At 45.6% G+C, this 17,875-nt stretch carries 11 protein-coding genes; 10 read left to right on the top strand and 1 reads right to left on the bottom strand.

Translation table 11 applies throughout. The features are described from left to right. From hrpB to BCT81_RS24520, 10 genes are all read left to right on the top strand, one after another. Window positions 1-2,343, top strand: a 2,343-nt coding sequence (gene hrpB, locus BCT81_RS24565) for an ATP-dependent helicase HrpB (RefSeq protein ID WP_102426161.1), incomplete at its 5' end; no start/stop codon positions are given. Further along, a complete protein-coding gene (gene mrcB, locus BCT81_RS24560; protein ID WP_061032484.1) occupies window positions 2,340-4,739 on the top strand; it encodes a penicillin-binding protein 1B in 2,400 nt (799 codons plus the stop codon). The genes hrpB and mrcB, both read left to right, overlap by 4 nt. 38 nt (window positions 4,740-4,777) lie before the next feature. After that, entirely contained in the window at window positions 4,778-7,117 is a 2,340-nt protein-coding gene (locus tag BCT81_RS24555; protein ID WP_102426160.1) for a patatin-like phospholipase family protein, read from the top strand. A gap of 272 nt (window positions 7,118-7,389) precedes the next feature. Then, the gene (gene acnB / locus BCT81_RS24550) at window positions 7,390-9,978 is read left to right on the top strand and encodes a bifunctional aconitate hydratase 2/2-methylisocitrate dehydratase (protein WP_102426159.1); all 2,589 of its coding nucleotides are present in this window, start codon (window positions 7,390-7,392) and stop codon (window positions 9,976-9,978) included. A 159-nt stretch (window positions 9,979-10,137) separates the two neighbouring features. Then, entirely contained in the window at window positions 10,138-10,506 is a 369-nt protein-coding gene (locus BCT81_RS24545; protein WP_061032487.1) for a YacL family protein, read from the top strand. Window positions 10,507-10,729: 223 nt separating this feature from the next. Continuing rightward, a complete protein-coding gene (gene glnK / locus BCT81_RS24540) occupies window positions 10,730-11,068 on the top strand; it encodes a P-II family nitrogen regulator (RefSeq protein WP_004738200.1) in 339 nt (112 codons plus the stop codon). 27 nt (window positions 11,069-11,095) lie between these two features. After that, entirely contained in the window at window positions 11,096-12,325 is a 1,230-nt protein-coding gene (locus BCT81_RS24535) for an ammonium transporter (RefSeq protein ID WP_076655082.1), read from the top strand. A 295-nt stretch (window positions 12,326-12,620) separates the two neighbouring features. Beyond that, window positions 12,621-13,634, top strand: coding sequence for a Fe(3+) ABC transporter substrate-binding protein (locus tag BCT81_RS24530; protein ID WP_102426158.1), 1,014 nt, complete (start codon window positions 12,621-12,623; stop codon window positions 13,632-13,634). A 248-nt stretch (window positions 13,635-13,882) separates the two neighbouring features. Beyond that, window positions 13,883-15,508 (top strand): iron ABC transporter permease, encoded by a 1,626-nt coding sequence (locus tag BCT81_RS24525; RefSeq protein ID WP_102426157.1) that lies wholly within the window; start codon window positions 13,883-13,885, stop codon window positions 15,506-15,508. Then, on the top strand, window positions 15,508-16,536 hold the full coding sequence (locus BCT81_RS24520; protein ID WP_061032490.1) for an ABC transporter ATP-binding protein: 1,029 nt from the start codon (window positions 15,508-15,510) through the stop codon (window positions 16,534-16,536). The genes BCT81_RS24525 and BCT81_RS24520 overlap by 1 nt, the downstream gene beginning before the upstream one ends. 132 nt (window positions 16,537-16,668) lie before the next feature. Here the strand turns inward: BCT81_RS24520 and BCT81_RS24515 are convergent. Next, on the bottom strand, window positions 16,669-17,875 hold a 1,207-nt coding region (locus BCT81_RS24515; RefSeq protein WP_102426156.1), incomplete at its 5' end, for a phosphonomutase.

Below are 17,875 nucleotides of genomic sequence, written 5' to 3'. Positions count from 1 at the left end.
GTTAAGACCAAAGCCGTTCAAGGCAAAATTATCATGCTTGAACCAAGGCGGTTGGCTGCAAGAAATATTGCGGCTTACTTGGCGAGTCAATTGGGAGAGAAGGTGGGGGAGAGCATCGGTTTTAGAGTTCGTGGCGAATCTAAAACCAGCAGAGCAACTCGCTTAGAGATCGTTACCGAAGGTATCATGACCAGAATGATCCAAACTGACCCTGAACTGACTGGGGTCGATATGGTGATCTTCGATGAATTCCATGAGCGCAGCATTCATGCAGATACGGCACTGGCGTTTAGCTTGGAGATCCAAGAAGCGCTGCGTGATGATCTGAAAGTGATAGTGATGTCGGCCACCTTAGATCAGCAAGCTCTGCAATCCTTGTTGCCAGAGGCTAAGTATGTTGAGTCGCAAGGTCGCACTTTTCCGGTTGAATTCCGTTACCAGCCTCTGGGTACTAATGATTACTTGGCGCCTAAAATGGCTAACGTGATTCGTTCTCTGATGGAGAAGGAGTCGGGGTCACTATTGGCGTTCCTACCAGGAGTGTCTGCAATAAAGCAGGTAGAAGCTCAATTAGAGAACTTAGTCAGTGACATTGATGTGTGCCCTCTGTACGGGCAGCTTAACTTTTCTCAGCAACAGAAGGCGATTGCACCATCGGAGAAAGGACGCCGCAAAGTGGTATTGGCTACCAATATCGCTGAAACCTCTTTGACTATCGAAGGTATTCGATTAGTGGTGGACTCAGGGCTTGAAAGAGTCGCTAAGTTTGATTTGAAAACTGGTATCACTAAGCTCGAGCAAGTCAAAATCTCACAATCTTCCGCTGAGCAGCGCGCGGGTCGTGCTGGGCGAATTGAAGAAGGGCTGTGTGTTCGTTTGTACAGCGAAACGCAGTTAATGCAGCAACCTGCTGTACCTGAACCGGAAATTCTCCATTCAGACCTCTCCTCGCTGGTGGCAGAGTTGACCCAGTGGGGCGCTGCAAATGCGGATGAACTGCAATGGCTTGATATTCCGCCACGTGCCTCTATAGAGCAAGCTAGACAATTGTTGCAAAGCCTTGAGCTATTAGACACCCATGGTCAGTTTACTTCGTTAGGTAAGCAAGCGCAGCGATTAGGTATTGAGCCGCGTATCGCCAGTATGCTGATCAAAGCGCAGCAGGGCAGCCAAGCCATGTTGAATGTTGCTATTGTTGCCGCTGCGTTGTTGGAAGAGCCAGAGCGCAATGTCTCGGATATTCAGCATTCGCTACATAGGCTAAAGCAGAGAAAGCACATGAAAAATAGCGTTGTGATGCAGCGAGCGAAAAACCTCGCTAGCAAACTGAATCATCACTTAGATTTGTCACAACTTGACGAATCATTGCTACCATTGGTGCTTTGTTTTGCATTCCCAGACCGAATTGCTCAAGCAAGAAGTGCCAATAGTAATGCTTTTCTGTTAGCGAACGGTCACGGTGCAGAGGTGCGTGATGATGATCCATTGGCAAACAATGATTATATCGTGGTGATTGATTTGATGCGTAGCACCGGGCGTGCTAGTCAGATCTTCTTAGCGACCCCCGTTGATATTACACAGTTAGAAGACGCGTTTCCTAAGCTTTTTGTTTGTTCCGATTATGCCGACTGGGATGAAAAACGTGGCAAATTAGTTGCCGAGCAGCGAGTTGCTTTGGGTAAGCTTGTTATCAGCACTAAGGCTTTACCTGAGCCGGACGCAAGTCAGATTAGCCAAGCGCTGTTGAATTACATCTCTCGATGTGGGCTGGACCGTTTACATTGGACGCCAGCGGCGAAGCAACTTGTTGAACGCGTGCGTTGCGCTCAGCTTTGGATGCCAGACCATGATTGGCCTGCGATGGATGACGCGAGCCTAGTAGAACATCTTGATACTTGGTTATCGCCGTATTTGAACGGCGTTAAATCTGCGAAAGGGCTGGCAAACGTTTCGATTGAGCAGGCACTGTCGGCGTATCTCGGTTGGCCTCTGAATCAAGAGATTGACCAGTGGCTGCCAACACATTATGTGATGCCGACAGGCAGTAAAAAAGCGATCCGATACCAGTATCAATCTGAACCCGTGATCTCGGTTCGAATGCAAGAGGTCTTTGGTGAACAAGACTCACCATTGATAGCCCAAGGGCGTAAAAAGGTTGTGCTTGAATTACTTTCTCCTGCACAGCGCCCATTACAAATTACTCAGGATTTAGCTGGCTTTTGGGCTGGCGCGTACAAAGAAGTGCAAAAAGAGATGAAAGGTCGTTACCCAAAACACCCTTGGCCTGATGACCCTGCTAACCATGTTGCAACCACTAAAACCAAACGACAGTTGAACCGATGATGACCAAAATGTTAACGCCAAAAAAGGCACCACCTAAAAAAGCGCCAGCAAAGAAGTCACCAGCGACCAAAGCGAAACCAAGAAAGCCGAGAGCGACGGCCAAGAAAGGCAAATCAAAAGCGAAAAAGGCGGGTAACAGAGGTTGGTTAAAGATCCTGTGGGGCATCGCGTGGAAAGCGGGCCTAGCACTGGCTGCATTGCTATTGTTTGTTGGTATCTATCTTGACTCTGTGGTGAAGCAGCGCTTTGAAGGCCAGCTGTTTGATTTACCAACGGTTGTTTATGCGCGTGTGTTGGATTTATCTCCAGGTACTCAGGTCAGCCTTGTTCAGGTGAAGAATGAATTGGATGTGCTGAATTATCGTAAGGTGAGCTCCCCTCGTCATCCTGGTGAGTATTCATCTTCATCAACTAAAATTGAGATGATTCGTCGTCCGTTCGAGTTTGTCGATGGGCCGGAAGCTGATCGTCACGTGATGCTGCACTTCAATGGTAATGAGTTAACTCGTATTCAGTCGCTAGAGAAGAAAGGCGACATGGGGTATTTGCGTGTCGAACCTAAGATGTTGGGCATGCTTGAGAAAAGTAACGATGAACAACGTCTGTTCTTAAAACGTAACCAATTTCCAGAGGTGATGGTTGATGCCTTGCTCGCGACGGAAGATAGAAACTTCTATCAGCACGATGGTGTTTCACCTCTAGCGATTGCTCGTGCGATGGTGGTTAACGTCAAGGCTGGGCGCACTGTACAAGGTGGTAGTACGCTGACACAGCAGCTCGCGAAAAACCTGTTCCTATCTAGTGAACGTACGCTTTGGCGTAAGATTCGTGAGGCTTATATCGCGCTTATCTTGGATCATCGCTACAGCAAAGACCGTATTTTAGAGGCTTACTTAAACGAGGTTTATCTTGGTCAAAATGGCGGTGAAGCGATTCACGGCTTTGGTTTGGCTTCGCGCTTGTACTTCGGCCAACCGATTCAAGAACTGCGTATTGATCAGTTAGCCTTGCTGGTGGGCATGGTGAAAGGACCATCGTATTACAACCCGGTTCGCTACCCTGAGCGCGCTAAAACTCGACGCGATCTGGTTCTGCGTTTGTTGATGCAACAAGATATTTTGACCCCAAGACAATATGAAGAAGCAGCAAGCCGTGATTTGGATATCCAAGACAATCCGCGCATTGCCAGCCGTCAGCCTGCTTATTTCCAACAGGTCAATATCGAGCTGAAAAAGTATGTTGGTGATAGGTTCCAAGCTAAGAAAGGGATACGTGTCTTCACCTCTTTGGATCCGGTTTCGCAAGACAAGCTAGAGAAGTCGATTGCTCGCAAGGTGCCTGAACTATCGAAAACGGCAGGTGATAAATTAGAGGCAGCAGCGATCGCGGTAGATAGAAACACTGGTGAAATCCGTGCAATGGTCGGTGGTAAGCGTACTGGTTATGACGGCTTTAACCGTGCCTTGAATGCAAGCCGTCCTATCGGTTCTTTGGTGAAACCGGCGGTTTATTTAACCGCACTTGAGCAGCCAGAAAAGTACACGCTTGCGACGACTTTGATGGATACACCACTCAGCTTGAAAGGCAGTAAGGGCAGCGTATGGAGCCCGAGAAACTTCGACCGTAAGTTCCGCGGAGAAGTGCCTTTATATGTGGCACTGTCTAAGTCTTATAACGTACCAACTGTGCGTCTAGGGATGCAGTTAGGCATTGATAAGGTCTCCGATACCATAGGTAAACTGGGTGTCGATAAAAATGAAATTCGCCCAGTACCATCGATGTTTTTGGGGGCGTTCTCTCTGACACCATTCCAAGTGTCTCAGATGTTCCAGACGATCACTAACTCTGGCCGTATCGCACCTTTGTCTGCGCTCCGCTCAGTGGTTGATAGTGACGGTGAGGTTTTATACCAATCAATCCCTCGAGTATCGCAGCGCGTTGATCAGCAAGCCGCTTGGCTAACCACTTACGCAATGAAACGTGGTGTATCGGAAGGGACGGGGCGATTCCTACAGAACCAGTTTGCATGGGCAGGGCTGGCCGGTAAAACAGGTACCAGTAATGACAGCCGCGATAGTTGGTTTGTGGGTGTTGATGGGCGCGAAGTAACAACCATCTGGCTTGGACGTGATGACAATAAACCGACAAAGCTTACTGGTTCTAGTGGTGCATTGCGTGTCTACGCTGATTACTTGAAGCAGAGAACGCCTGAGCAGCTACTACTGCCATGGCCAACCGGAATCGCAACCGCGAGCTTCACTCGTACGTCTGACGGTGCGTTGGAGTTTGACTGTGATGGCGCAGTTAAATTGCCGGTTTGGGATGAAAATGGAAACATTAAAAAGAGCTGTGAAAGTCAACCAAAACAGTGGCTAAAGAAGCTTTTTCAATGGTAAAGTCATAACAGAAAACAATGACAAGGACAGTTTAAATAATGATTTCTCGTTGGTTAGTGAGCAGCTTAGGTATGGTCGGTACTGTGATCAGTTTTCAACTGTTCGCAGCGACTGCGGCACAGGTTGATTCATCCGAGCATGTGGAACTTGAACAAGCTCATAAGAGGCCAACGGTTGCTGTTGTTTTAGCGGGCGGCGGTGCAAAAGGTGCTGCCCATATTGGCGTACTTAAAGCGCTCGAAGAGATGCAAATCCCGGTTGATTACATTACCGGTACCAGTATGGGGTCATACGTTGGTGGTCTTTATGCCACAGGGATGAGCGCCGACGAGATTGAAAGCTTTATCTATACGGTGGATTGGAATCGCGGTTACCGTGATCGTGTAAACCGTAGCGATCGTCGTGTACGAGATAAAGAGTATGAAGACCGCTACCAACTGAATACCGATCTTGGTTTAGGTTGGGGAGAAATCAAAGCCAGAAAAGGCGTGGTACAAGGTCAGAATATGCTGCGTATTCTGCGTGAAACCACAGGTAACCTGTCACCACTCGACTCTTTCGATCATCTTGCTATCCCTTATCGCTCAGTGGCAACCGACATAATTGAACTTGAAGAAGTCGTGATTGACCATGGTCACCTTGTCGATGCCATGATGGCAAGTATGTCGGTACCTGGTGCTCTTCCGCCTTATGAAGTTGATGGGCGAATGCTAGTTGACGGTGGCGTAACCAACAATATGCCTGTTGATGTCGCAAGAGCGATGGGCGCAGATATCATCATTGCGGTTGATATCAGTACCAACTACAAAGGCAAAGAAGATTTTACGACCTTTTTAGCCGCAGCCGACCAGCTCTCCAATTATCTTGTCCAGCGTAGTACTCAGGAACAAGCTGAAACACTTACAGACAATGATGTATTCCTCCAACCTGATGTTGGAGAAATGGAAACCACTGAATTCGATAAAATGCCATCAGCTTACGAAGCCGGTTACGAGTCTGCTAAGGAGCACTCTGCTGAACTTTCTAAGTTGTCACTCTCGAATGCTGATTACCAACACTATATCGAAGACAAACAAAAAGCTCGCAGGCAGCTGAAGCATGGTGATAAAACCGTGGTAGATAAAGTGGTCATTAATAACAATACCCACTACTCAGATAAGCTGCTCGAAAACCGTTTGAACCTTCATTCAGGCAAGGTTCTCAAAACCAGCGAAATCGAGGCAAAGGTGCAAGACCTTTATGCGTTGGATCGCTTTGAGTTGGTGACTTATGAGTTCGAAAACGTTGATGGTGAAGATCAACTTACGGTGAATGTGGATGAAAAGTCTTGGGGGCCTAATTACCTCAACTTTCGATTCTTCCTTGAAGACGATTTCTCTACCGAGAGTCAATATTCACTCGGTGTTTCAGCGAACTTCACCGACATCAACTCGCATGGTGCTGAGTTGAGAACCAATATTGAAATGGGTACGGATAAGCGAATTGAAGCGGAACTTTACTCACCGTTCTTCTCAAGCCAGAAGTTATTTACCTCTGCTTCGATTGTTTACAGTAAAGAGAATCGAAACCTACCCGCAGGAATTGATGAGATTGAGGAGCCTACGTTAGACGTAACTCAAGATTATGTTCCGATGTCATACAGCGAATACATAGGTGAATTGGCGTTAGGTTATCAACCTACTTTGTGGCAAGAACTTAAGTTTGGTGTTCGCTATACCGATGGTGATGTAGAAGTGGCCTCGTTACCTTCACTGGGTGGTGGTAGTTACAATCGCGTAGGCGGTTTCATCAGTTATCGACTGGATACCTTAGACAACTTCAGTTTGCCAACCGAAGGTTACTTCGTTGATTTAGAGTACCTTGTCTCTCATGATGACTTTGAGAATAACAGTTCGATTGGAGATGAGGAGTTGGCCTCTGGAAGTGATACAGTCTATGAGTTTTCCGCCAATCTAATGGCTGCAAAAAGCTATGAAAAGCATACTTTAGTCGGAAAAGTCGATTACGGTATTGTTGAGAGCAAGAACTCAGTTTTTCCTATCGATCCGAAAGAGCTAGGCGGCTTCTTGAACCTATCTGGTATCCCGAGAAACAGCTTGATCGGTCAGAACTTAGCGTACACCAGTCTGATCTATCGCTATAAGTGGTTTGATAATGACTTCGGTCTCTTTGAGTCGCCGTTCTATATAGGCGCATCCATCGAACATGGTGGCGTTTGGTCGAACAATGAATTGAAGCTTAATGAAGCGCCGATGTACACCGCGGGCTCGGTTTTCGCGGGTGTTGATTCCCCAATTGGGCCAATCATCTTGGCTTATGGACGCACGGAAGATAACTTCGATTCGGTTTACTTGATTGTTGGTACGTCTTACAAATAATCATGCGTAGAGTCGTCATTTTAGTGCGTAAATAGGCAAAAATAGTGGGACTTTCGTCTTAACTTGCTATGTTGGTCAAAATGATAAGATTTTAATTTAACGTTAAATTTGCTATTCTACCGCCCACAGTTTGGCCTCTATGACGCCGCTCATCAATACAAATTGAATGACAAAAATGGCAATGGAGAGCCAAGTTTCCAAGGATGTTCACTTCTTTATTTTACTAACAATTATGAAGGTGAGAAGTGAACCGCAATGAGAGGAAAAAAGTCGTGCTTGAAGCCTACCGTAAACACGTCGAAGAACGTGCTGCCGAAGGAGTTGTTCCAAAACCACTAGATGCTGAGCAGGTAGCTGGCCTAGTTGAACTTCTGAAGAACCCACCTCAAGGTGAAGAAGAGTTTATTCTTGACCTACTAGAAAACCGCATTCCACCAGGCGTAGATGAAGCTGCCTATGTAAAAGCGGGCTTCCTAACGGCTATCACTAAAGGTGAAGTAGCATCTCCACTAGTAAGCAAAGCAAAAGCTGCAGAATTGCTTGGTACTATGCAAGGTGGTTACAACATCGAATCTCTAGTATCTCTACTTGATGATGCTGAGCTTGCTCCAATCGCTGTGAAAGCACTATCTCACACTCTTCTGATGTTTGATGCGTTCTACGACGTAGAAGAGAAAGCAAAAGCTGGTAACGAATCAGCGCAACAAGTCCTTCAATCTTGGGCTGATGCAGAATGGTTCACAGCGAAAGATAAAGTCGCTGAAAAGATCACTGTAAAAGTATTCAAAGTCACTGGTGAAACGAACACCGATGACCTATCTCCAGCACCTGATGCATGGTCTCGTCCAGATATTCCAGTACACGCAAAAGCGATGCTGAAGATGGAACGTGATGGCATCAACCCAGATCAACCAGGTACGGTTGGCCCAATCGCTCAAATCGAAGAACTGCAAAAAGACGGCATTCAGCTTGCTTACGTAGGTGATGTTGTTGGTACAGGTTCTTCTCGTAAGTCTGCGACGAACTCAGTACTTTGGTTCATGGGTGAAGATATCCCGTTCGTACCAAACAAGCGCACTGGCGGTGTTTGTCTTGGTGGTAAAATTGCTCCAATCTTCTACAACACGATGGAAGATTCAGGCGCACTTCCGATTGAATTAGACGTTCAAAACATGAACATGGGCGATGTTATCGATATTTTCCCATATGAAGGTGTTGTACGTAAAAACGGTGAAGAGATCTCTAGCTTCGAACTAAGCAAAGTATTGCTGGATGAAGTTCGTGCTGGTGGTCGTATCCCACTTATCATCGGTCGTGGTTTAACAGGTCGTGCTCGTGCTTCTCTTGGTCTAGAAGAAACAGACCTATTTGCTAAGCCTGTTGATCCATCTACATCTGATAAAGGCTATACACTAGCTCAGAAGATGGTTGGTAAAGCATGTGGTGTTGAAGGCGTTCGCGCGGGTCAATACTGTGAGCCTAAGATGACGACAGTAGGTTCTCAAGATACTACTGGTCCTATGACGCGTGATGAGCTTAAAGACCTTGCTTGTCTTGGCTTCTCTGCTGACCTAGTGATGCAGTCTTTCTGTCACACATCGGCATACCCGAAACCAGTTGATGTTAATACGCACCATACGCTACCTGATTTCATCATGAACCGTGCCGGTGTTTCACTACGTCCTGGTGATGGTGTTATCCACTCATGGCTAAACCGTATGCTTCTTCCTGATACTGTAGGTACAGGTGGTGACTCGCATACTCGTTTCCCTCTAGGGATCTCATTCCCTGCGGGTTCTGGTCTAGTTGCATTCGCGGCAGCAACAGGTGTTATGCCTCTTGATATGCCTGAATCTATCTTGGTTCGCTTTAAAGGTGAAATGCAGCCAGGTATCACGCTACGTGACCTAGTACATGCAATCCCTCTATACGGCATCAAGCAAGGTCTACTAACCGTAGAGAAAGCAGGTAAGATCAACGAATTCTCTGGTCGAGTGCTAGAAATCGAAGGTGTTGAGCACCTATCTGTTGAGCAAGCGTTCGAACTTTCTGACGCTTCAGCTGAACGTTCAGCGGCAGGTTGTACCGTTAAGCTGTCTCAAGAGTCTATCGAAGAGTACCTGAACTCAAACATCGTTATGCTTAAGTGGATGATCGCTGAAGGCTACGGTGATGTACGTACTATCGAACGTCGTATTACGGCAATGGAAGAGTGGCTAGCGAACCCTGAGTTGCTGTCTGCCGATTCAGATGCTGAATACGCTCACGTTATCGAAATCGACCTTGCTGACATCGATCAGCCAATCCTATGTGCACCAAACGATCCAGATGATGCTCGTCTTCTTTCTGATGTTCAAGGCACAGAGATCCAAGAAGTGTTCATCGGTTCTTGTATGACCAACATTGGTCACTTCCGTGCTGCAGGTAAGATGCTTGAAGAGTTCAACGGCTCGCTAAGCACTCGTCTATGGGTGGCTCCGCCAACTAAGATGGATAAAGACCAGCTAACAGAAGAAGGCTACTACGGTATCTTCGGTCGTGCCGGGGTTCGTATCGAAACTCCGGGTTGTTCTCTATGTATGGGTAACCAAGCACGTGTTGCAGACAAGTCGACAGTAATGTCTACGTCTACTCGTAACTTCCCGAACCGTTTGGGTACAGGTGCTAACGTTTACCTAGCATCTGCTGAACTTTCTGCGGTTGGTGCGATTCTTGGTCGTATTCCAACTAAAGAAGAGTACCTAGAGTACGCGGATAAGATCAATGCAACGGCTGCAGATACATACCGTTACCTGAACTTCCATAAAATGGGTCAGTACACGGAAAAAGCCGATACAGTTATTTTCCAAGAACCAGCATAATCGCTGATTGACTAAGTAACTAATTAAACGCCTTCTATTCGTAGAAGGCGTTTTTTTATGTCTGAATACTGGGCTACGAGTGACTCGATCTATTGATCACTTCACTATATACTCTCGCCTCATTTTTAACCCTGTCTGCAGTTACTGCGTGGAGCCACTATGGAATTCGAATTTACAAGAAACACTCTGATGGGTGAGTACTACGTGAAATGCAGCATGGGACATGAAATCGTTGGCCGCTGGTTACAAGAAGAGATCGGTAAAGATAAGCAGAAATTAGATCATGTGATGGCGCTTATCGAGCAATCACGACAGGATCTGAGCAACGAAGTGACGTTACTTGGTAAAGAGATCAGTCTAGCGATCAATGAAGATGAAGTAACGATTCAAGAAAACGTGTTAGGTCATGAGCAAGAAATGGAAGAGGGCAGTGAGTTCGACTTTTACAACTGCGAGAGCCAAGCAAGCTGTGGAATTGACGACTTCGAGTTGCTAATCGAGCGCTGGGTTGAGTTTCTAGGGTACTAGCCGTTGTTATAACAGTGCTTAAGACTCCGTTGCCCAAAACTGGAGCAATAATAGAGTTACGCATTAAGATAGTGAAAAGGTCGCACCAAATTGGTGCGGCCTTTTTTTTATTAGTGCTTAATTATCTTCATCTTATTAAAAATCAACAAGTTAACTTTTTGGCACACAACTTGGATTGTAATAAGAGAATTAACGGAATTAGTGAAGAATTTAAGGAACGAATATGAAACTAATAAATGCCATTGTTAAGCCATTCAAATTAGATGACGTACGTGAAGCGCTGTCTGATGTGGGTATTGAAGGTATGACGGTCTCTGAAGTGAAAGGCTTTGGTCGTCAGAAAGGACACACTGAATTATACCGTGGTGCGGAATACCAAGTCGACTTCCTTCCAAAGGTGAAGCTAGAGATTGCTACTCAAGCTGAAAACGTTGACCGAGTTGTTGAAGCGATCAGCCAAGCGGCACACACAGGCAAAATCGGTGACGGTAAGATTTTTGTGTATGACCTAAGCCAAGCTGTACGAATCCGTACTGGTGAAATGGATGCAGAAGCACTTTAAAGAATTACAAGGACTGGAGACTTTAATATGGAACTTACAACAACAGTAACGGAACTACGTTACGCACTAGACACTTTTTTCTTCCTCATTTCAGGTGCGTTGGTAATGTGGATGGCAGCAGGCTTCGCAATGTTAGAAGCTGGCCTAGTTCGTTCAAAGAACACCACAGAGATTTTAACTAAGAACATCTGCTTGTACGCGATTGCATGTACTGCGTTCTTAGTCGTTGGTTACAACATTATGTATGTCGATAACGGCGAAGGCGGTTGGTTACCATCATTCGGTACTCTGATTGGTACTCAAGGTGAAGGCGCCGACCACTCTTTAGAATCAGACTTCTTCTTCCAGGTAGTATTCGTTGCAACCGCAATGTCTGTGGTATCAGGTGCAGTAGCTGAACGTATGAAGCTGTGGTCATTCCTAATCTTCTCTGTAGTACTAACTGCATTTATTTACCCAATGGAAGGTTACTGGACTTGGGGCGGTGGTTTCTTATCAGAAGCAGGCTTCAGTGATTTCGCAGGCTCAGGTATCGTACACATGGCGGGTGCAGCAGCAGCGTTAGCGGGTGTTCTATTACTTGGTGCTCGTAAAGGTAAATACGGTAAAAATGGTGAAATCTACCCAATTCCTGGTTCAAACATGCCACTTGCTACATTAGGTACGTTCATCCTTTGGTTTGGTTGGTTCGGTTTCAACGGCGGCTCTCAACTGATGGTTTCAGATTTTGAGAACGCAACAGCAGTGGGTCAAATTTTCCTTAACACCAACGCAGCAGCAGCAGCGGGTGCAATCGCAGCACTACTAGTATGTAAGACAACCTGGGGTAAAGCGGACCTAACCATGATTCTTAACGGTGCGTTGGCTGGCCTAGTAGCAATCACTGCAGACCCTCTATCACCATCACCTCTATTTGCAGTAGCAATTGGTTCGGTATCTGGCGCATTGGTTGTATTCAGCATCATCGCTCTAGATAAAGCTAAGATTGATGATCCAGTAGGTGCAATCTCAGTGCACGGTGTGTGTGGTTTCTTCGGTCTAATGGCTGTGCCACTAAGCAATGCAGACGCTACATTCGGTGCTCAACTATTCGGTGCAGCAGTAATCTTTGCTTGGGTATTCGGTGCGAGCCTGGCGGTATGGGCTGTACTTAAAGCAACAATCGGTATCCGTGTAAGTGAAGACGAAGAGCTAGAAGGTATGGACATGCACGATTGTGGTGTTGGTGCTTACCCAGAGTTTGTATCAGTAAAATAATCAATAGCATTTGTCTAACCTGAACGGGTTAGGCAGGACAAAGAAAACCCCATAGCCATTGGTTGTGGGGTTTTGTTATTAATGGTCGAGTAGTTTTGATTGATTTAGATAAACCGAGCTAGCCGGCAACTCTTCGCAAGAATAAGCGGTCGCTTTGAAATAGATTGTTACAAAAGTGCGAGGCTGATGGCGCAGAGCGAACAATTTTTTTGTCGGATATCATTGTAATTGTGTTATTGATGAATATAATAACGCAACTGATATAGATTATCATTTCGATATAAAGGATTTTACCATGAAAAAACTGCTAACTCTTTCAGCTCTTGCGTGCAGCACTATCGCACCAGCAGCAATGGCTGCAGAAGAAGTAAACGTATACTCTTACCGCCAACCTTTCCTTGTTGAGCCAATGTTCGATGAGTTCACAAAGGAGACGGGTATTGAGGTAAATGTTAAGTTTGCTAAGAAAGGTTTGGCAGAAAAGCTAGCTCAAGAGGGTGAATACAGCCCTGCAGACGTGGTATTAACAGTTGATATCAGCCGTCTATCTGAGCTAACTGAAAAAGGCTTAGTTCAAGCGGTAAACAGCGACGTTCTAGAAAAGAACATCCCGGCTCAATACCAAGATACAGACAACGAGTGGTTTGCTCTAACAACACGTACTCGTAGTGTTTACTCTTCACGTGACCGCGTTGGCCGTCTAGGTGAAGACTTCACTTACGCTGATCTAGCGAAGCCTGAATTCAAAGGTAAAATCTGTACTCGTAGCGGTAAGCACCCATACAACGTTTCTCTAGTATCTTCTATGATTGCTCACAAAGGTGAAGCGGAAACTAAAGAGTGGTTAGAAGGCGTAAAAGCAAACCTAGCTCGTAAGCCTCAAGGTAACGACCGTGCACAAGTTAAAGCTATCAAAGAAGGTCTATGTGACGTTTCTCTTGGTAACAGCTACTACCTAGGTAAGATGGTTAACGATAAAGAGCAAAAAGCTTGGGCTGACGCTGTTTACATTAACTTCCCTAACCAAGAGACGACAGGCACTCACGTAAACATCTCTGGTATGGCAATGGCTAAGTACTCTCCAAACAAAGAGAACGCAGTTAAGCTAATGGAATTCCTATCTGGTAACACAGCACAAGGTATGTACGCAGAAGTAAACTACGAATACCCAGTTAAAGCTGATGTTAAACCTTCTGAGCTAGTAGCTTCTTGGGGAGAATTCAAAGCAGATACTATCTCTCTAGACCAAATTGCAGATCACCACGAAGCTGCAATCAAGCTTCTAGACGAAGTTAAATTCGACCTGTAATTATTAATATAGGCTTCGGCCAATATTAGATTTAACAACCTCAAGTTGCCGTTTTTGGTACTTGAGGTTGTTTTGTTTTTAGTTAAGTCACTTTTTGAAACAAAGCTCTCGTTTGATCTTGAGAGTTATTAGCACAGCTCCTTGAAGTCATTACCGTATATGGGTATAAATAACCCCCACCACTAAAAGGGCATGAGATGTATTTGCAACTGCATTTGTGTTTCATTAAGCCTCGTTGTAATTAGGCGATGAAAGAAAAGAATTATTTATGGAACACCAGTAGTGGTTTGATAGCTTTACTACTGGTTTTTCCGATCTTAGCGATATTCACCACCGCTGTAGGTGAAACAAATGAGCTGTTTTCTCATTTGATGTCCACAGTGATGCCGACTTACGCTTATAACACTGTCGTTTTAGTGATAGGAACCATGTTCTTGTCGCTGCTATTTGGTATCCCCTCAGCTTGGATCATGGCGATGTGTCGCTTGCCGGGTGAGAAAGTGTTGCAGTGGGCATTAGTTTTGCCACTCGCAATGCCAGCTTATATTGTTGGATACATCTTTACCGATTGGTTTGACTTCGCCGGGCCTGTGCAGATTCTGCTTCGCGACCTAACTGGCTGGGGGCCTGGGGAGTATTGGTTCCCGGACATTAGAACCTTGTCTGGCGCAATTATTGTTCTGTCACTTGTTCTATACCCTTATGTATACCTGTTGTGCCGTGCTGCATTCATGGAGCAGAACGTCTCTCTACTCCAATCCGCTAGATTATTGAAATGCTCACCTTGGGAAAGCTTCCGCCGCATCTCTTTGCCTTTAGTCCGCCCTTCGATGGCGGTTGGTTTATCTCTCGTTGCTATGGAAACCATCGGTGACTTTGGTACGGTGAGCTACTTTGCGGTTAACACACTTACCACTGCGGTATATGACACATGGCTTGGTTATTCTAGCTTGACTGCTGCAGCTAAGATCTCAGCTATTATGCTGATTATCGTGATACTACTTTTAAGTTCTGAACGTTACAGTCGTCGTAAACAGAAGCTATTTCAAAATCAATTCAGTAGTAGTGAAGATTTTCGTTATGACCTGTCTGGTTGGAAAAAATGGCTAGCAATGTTTTGGTGTTGGGGGCTAGTCTGCGTCGCATTCTTGTTCCCGCTTGGTCAGTTAATTATTTATGCTTATAAATACTTCGGTCAAAGCTGGACTCCAGAATTTAGAGAATACGCGGTTAACAGCTTATATGTTTCTATTGTGGCTGCGATTATCGGTGTGATCATTGCTCTCATTGTGAACTTTAATCAGCGAGTAAGCCCAGGTAAGAGAAGTCAGGCATACATGCGTCTTGCTTCTATGGGTTATGCCGTACCTGGCACCGTGTTGGCAATTGGTGTGATGGTGCCGGTTTTGTTCATGGACCACTTAATTAATGATATTGCGAAAGTGATGGAGTGGGGACGTCCGGGGCTGATCTTCTCTGGCTCTATGTTCGCGCTTATTTTTGCGATGGTAGTGCGTTTTTCTGCGGTTGCTATCGGCAGTGTGGAAAGTAGCCTAAGTAAAGTGTCGCCGTCTTTGGATATGGCTTCAAAGACCATGGGTTGTAACACCAACCAGATGTTACGCCGAGTGCATTTGCCTCTGATTAAGCGTGGTGCTTTGATTGCAGGACTATTGGTGTTTATCGAATCGATGAAAGAGTTGAATGCAGCGCTATTGCTGCGTCCGTTTAACTTTGAAACTCTAGCTACCTATGTTTATAACTATGCCTCAGACGAGCATCTAGAGCTGGCTGCGATGCCTGCCGTGTTACTTGTACTTGTGGGTCTAATCCCATTGATCATCGTCAACCGTTCTTTGGAGCAAAAAAACTAATGAGCTGTGCATTATCTATTAAAGATCTGACTTGTAAGTATGAGTCTCAAACGGTTCTCGAGTCACTTTCTCTTGAAGTTGAACATGGCGAGATCGTATGCCTACTTGGCGCTAGTGGCTGTGGTAAAACAACCTTACTAAAGGCGATTGCTGGATTACTTCCGTTGAGTCATGGGGTAATGAATCTTAACTGTCAGACTATTGATGATGGTAAGAATTGGCTACCACCAGAGCAACGTAACATCGGCATGATCTTCCAAGACTATGCGCTGTTTCCGCACCTTACCGTCAATCAGAACGTAGCATTTGGCTTGCGTGATATGTCTGAGCAAGACAAGAAAGCAAAAGTGAAAGAGATGCTAGAACTGGTTCACCTTGATCAATATGGTGAGCGCTATCCTCATCAGTTGTCTGGTGGGCAGCAGCAACGTGTCGCTATTGCTCGCTCTTTGGCTTACAAGCCTGATTTATTGCTACTTGATGAACCGTTCTCGAACATTGATACCCAAGTTCGTCATGAGTTGATTTCTCAGATCCGCAAGATCTTTAAGAAGCAGGGCGTAACCGCTATTTTTGTTACTCACAGTCGTGAAGAAGCGTTTGCCTTTGCGGATAAAATGGCCGTAATGAACCATGGTGTGATTGAACAATATGGCTCAGCATCTGAGTTGTACTTCCACCCATCAAGCAAGTTTGTGGCTGATTTCTTAGGTGGTGGTAGTTACTTAAATGCTCAGCGTATCTCAGATAATGAATTCGAAACCAGCTTGGGCTTAGTGGAAGCAAAAGCGCAAACGGAGATTGATGTTGGCTCTGAGTGTGCGCTGTTACTACGACCTCAGCACATTGTCGCGAGCCATGATACAGACAGTAACTTGTCAGTATTGGAGCAGCAATTCATGGGTGACCATTGTCGCTATGTGATTGAAGCCAATGGGCAAAAGCTACTGGCGACTTCGTCGGAAGCGTTAGAAGTTGGTATGCCAGTGACCGTGAAAGTAGACACTAAAGGCGTACTGGCTTTTTAGGTGGTTTAGTGGCTTAGCTATAAAAAAGCCCAGTACTTTCACCAAAGTACTGGGCAAGAGTTCTTCACCTATAGGCTTTAACAAGGCAGTGGTTTGTTAAGTCCCATACAAAACTGCTGCACTCTATAAGCCCTATAGAGAGAGGAAGTCTTTCACTTTTTGAAGAACACGTTCTGCAGTCTCTTTATCTTCCATTTCAGCGAAGATTCGTAGTAAAGGCTCTGTTCCAGAGAAACGAGCAATAACCCAGCCGCCATTCTTAAAGTACACCTTGGCACCATCTTCATAGCTGACTTTTTCAATCTCGAACTCGAGCTCAGGCAACTGCTTCTCTACGTAGATCTTGGTGTAGAGCGCTTCTTTTTCTGAAGGTTTGAATTTGCAGTCACCTTCCGCGGTGTAGGCATAGCCATATTTAGAGTAGATCTCATCAAGGAGCTCAGACAATTTCTTACCCGTTACGCTGATCATCTCAACCAGTAGGCTTGATGCAAAGACACCATCTTTACCTTTGATGTGGCCGCGAATGGTTAAGCCACCCGAACTTTCACCACCAATCAGAGAGTCGTCGGCTTCCATTTGCGAGCTGATATGCTTAAAGCCTACTGGAACCTCAAAGCTCTTCTCACCATGATCGGCCGCCACTTTATCGAGTAGATGAGTGGTTGCGATATTGCGAACTACCGAGCCTTTCCAGCCTTTGTATTCCAACAAGTAGTAGTAAAGCAGCAGTAGCACTTCGTTTGGGTGAATGAAGCTACCTTTCTCATCGATAATACCTAAGCGGTCAGCATCGCCATCGGTACCAATACCGATGTCATACCCTTCAGCTGCAACTAAGTGCTTCAAGCGATAGAGCGTAGCTGCGCTTGGTGATGGCATTAATCCACCAAAATCTGGGTTTTTACCATCGTTGATCACATCGACATCACAACGGCCATTGATAAGAACCGTTTGTAGGGCGTTCTTCGCTACACCAAACATAGGGTCAATCAGTACGCGCAGGTTTGCTTTCTTGATTGACTCGATATCGATGAAGTTAATGATCGAATCAACAAAGTCGTTCATTGGGTTGATGATCTCGATCTCTTTGTCGTTCAACGCTTGTTCGAAGTCGACACGGATAACGTCTTCGTTGGTTAGAGTTGCGATCTGCTGTTCGATCTTCTCTGTGATGATCTCATCAGCATCACGACCACCTTCAATAAACACCTTGATGCCGTTGTAATCCGCTGGGTTGTGAGAAGCGGTAATACATGCCGAGTAGGTGCAGCCCATCTCTTTTGCTTGGAACATTACGATAGGGGTTGGAACAAACTTATCTATGAAGCTGACTTTG

The sequence above is a fragment of the Vibrio sp. 10N.261.52.A1 genome (assembly GCF_002876325.1).
In the GTDB taxonomy this organism is placed as follows: Bacteria; Pseudomonadota; Gammaproteobacteria; order Enterobacterales; family Vibrionaceae; genus Vibrio; species Vibrio chagasii.
Note: the sequence above shows the minus strand (reverse complement) of the source record. Positions and strands in the feature narration are given on the sequence as shown.

Bases quoted from the DNA above. Each gene is read 5' to 3' on its own strand.
- mrcB (WP_061032484.1), top strand. From the start codon at position 2,340: ATGATGACCAAAATGTTAACGCCAAAAAAGGCACCACCTAAAAAAGCG.
- BCT81_RS24535 (WP_076655082.1), top strand. From the start codon at position 11,096: ATGGAACTTACAACAACAGTAACGGAACTACGTTACGCACTAGACACT.
- BCT81_RS24525 (WP_102426157.1), top strand. From the start codon at position 13,883: ATGAAAGAAAAGAATTATTTATGGAACACCAGTAGTGGTTTGATAGCT.
- glnK (WP_004738200.1), top strand. From the start codon at position 10,730: ATGAAACTAATAAATGCCATTGTTAAGCCATTCAAATTAGATGACGTA.
- BCT81_RS24545 (WP_061032487.1), top strand. From the start codon at position 10,138: ATGGAATTCGAATTTACAAGAAACACTCTGATGGGTGAGTACTACGTG.
- BCT81_RS24520 (WP_061032490.1), top strand. From the start codon at position 15,508: ATGAGCTGTGCATTATCTATTAAAGATCTGACTTGTAAGTATGAGTCT.
- BCT81_RS24555 (WP_102426160.1), top strand. From the start codon at position 4,778: ATGATTTCTCGTTGGTTAGTGAGCAGCTTAGGTATGGTCGGTACTGTG.
- BCT81_RS24530 (WP_102426158.1), top strand. From the start codon at position 12,621: ATGAAAAAACTGCTAACTCTTTCAGCTCTTGCGTGCAGCACTATCGCA.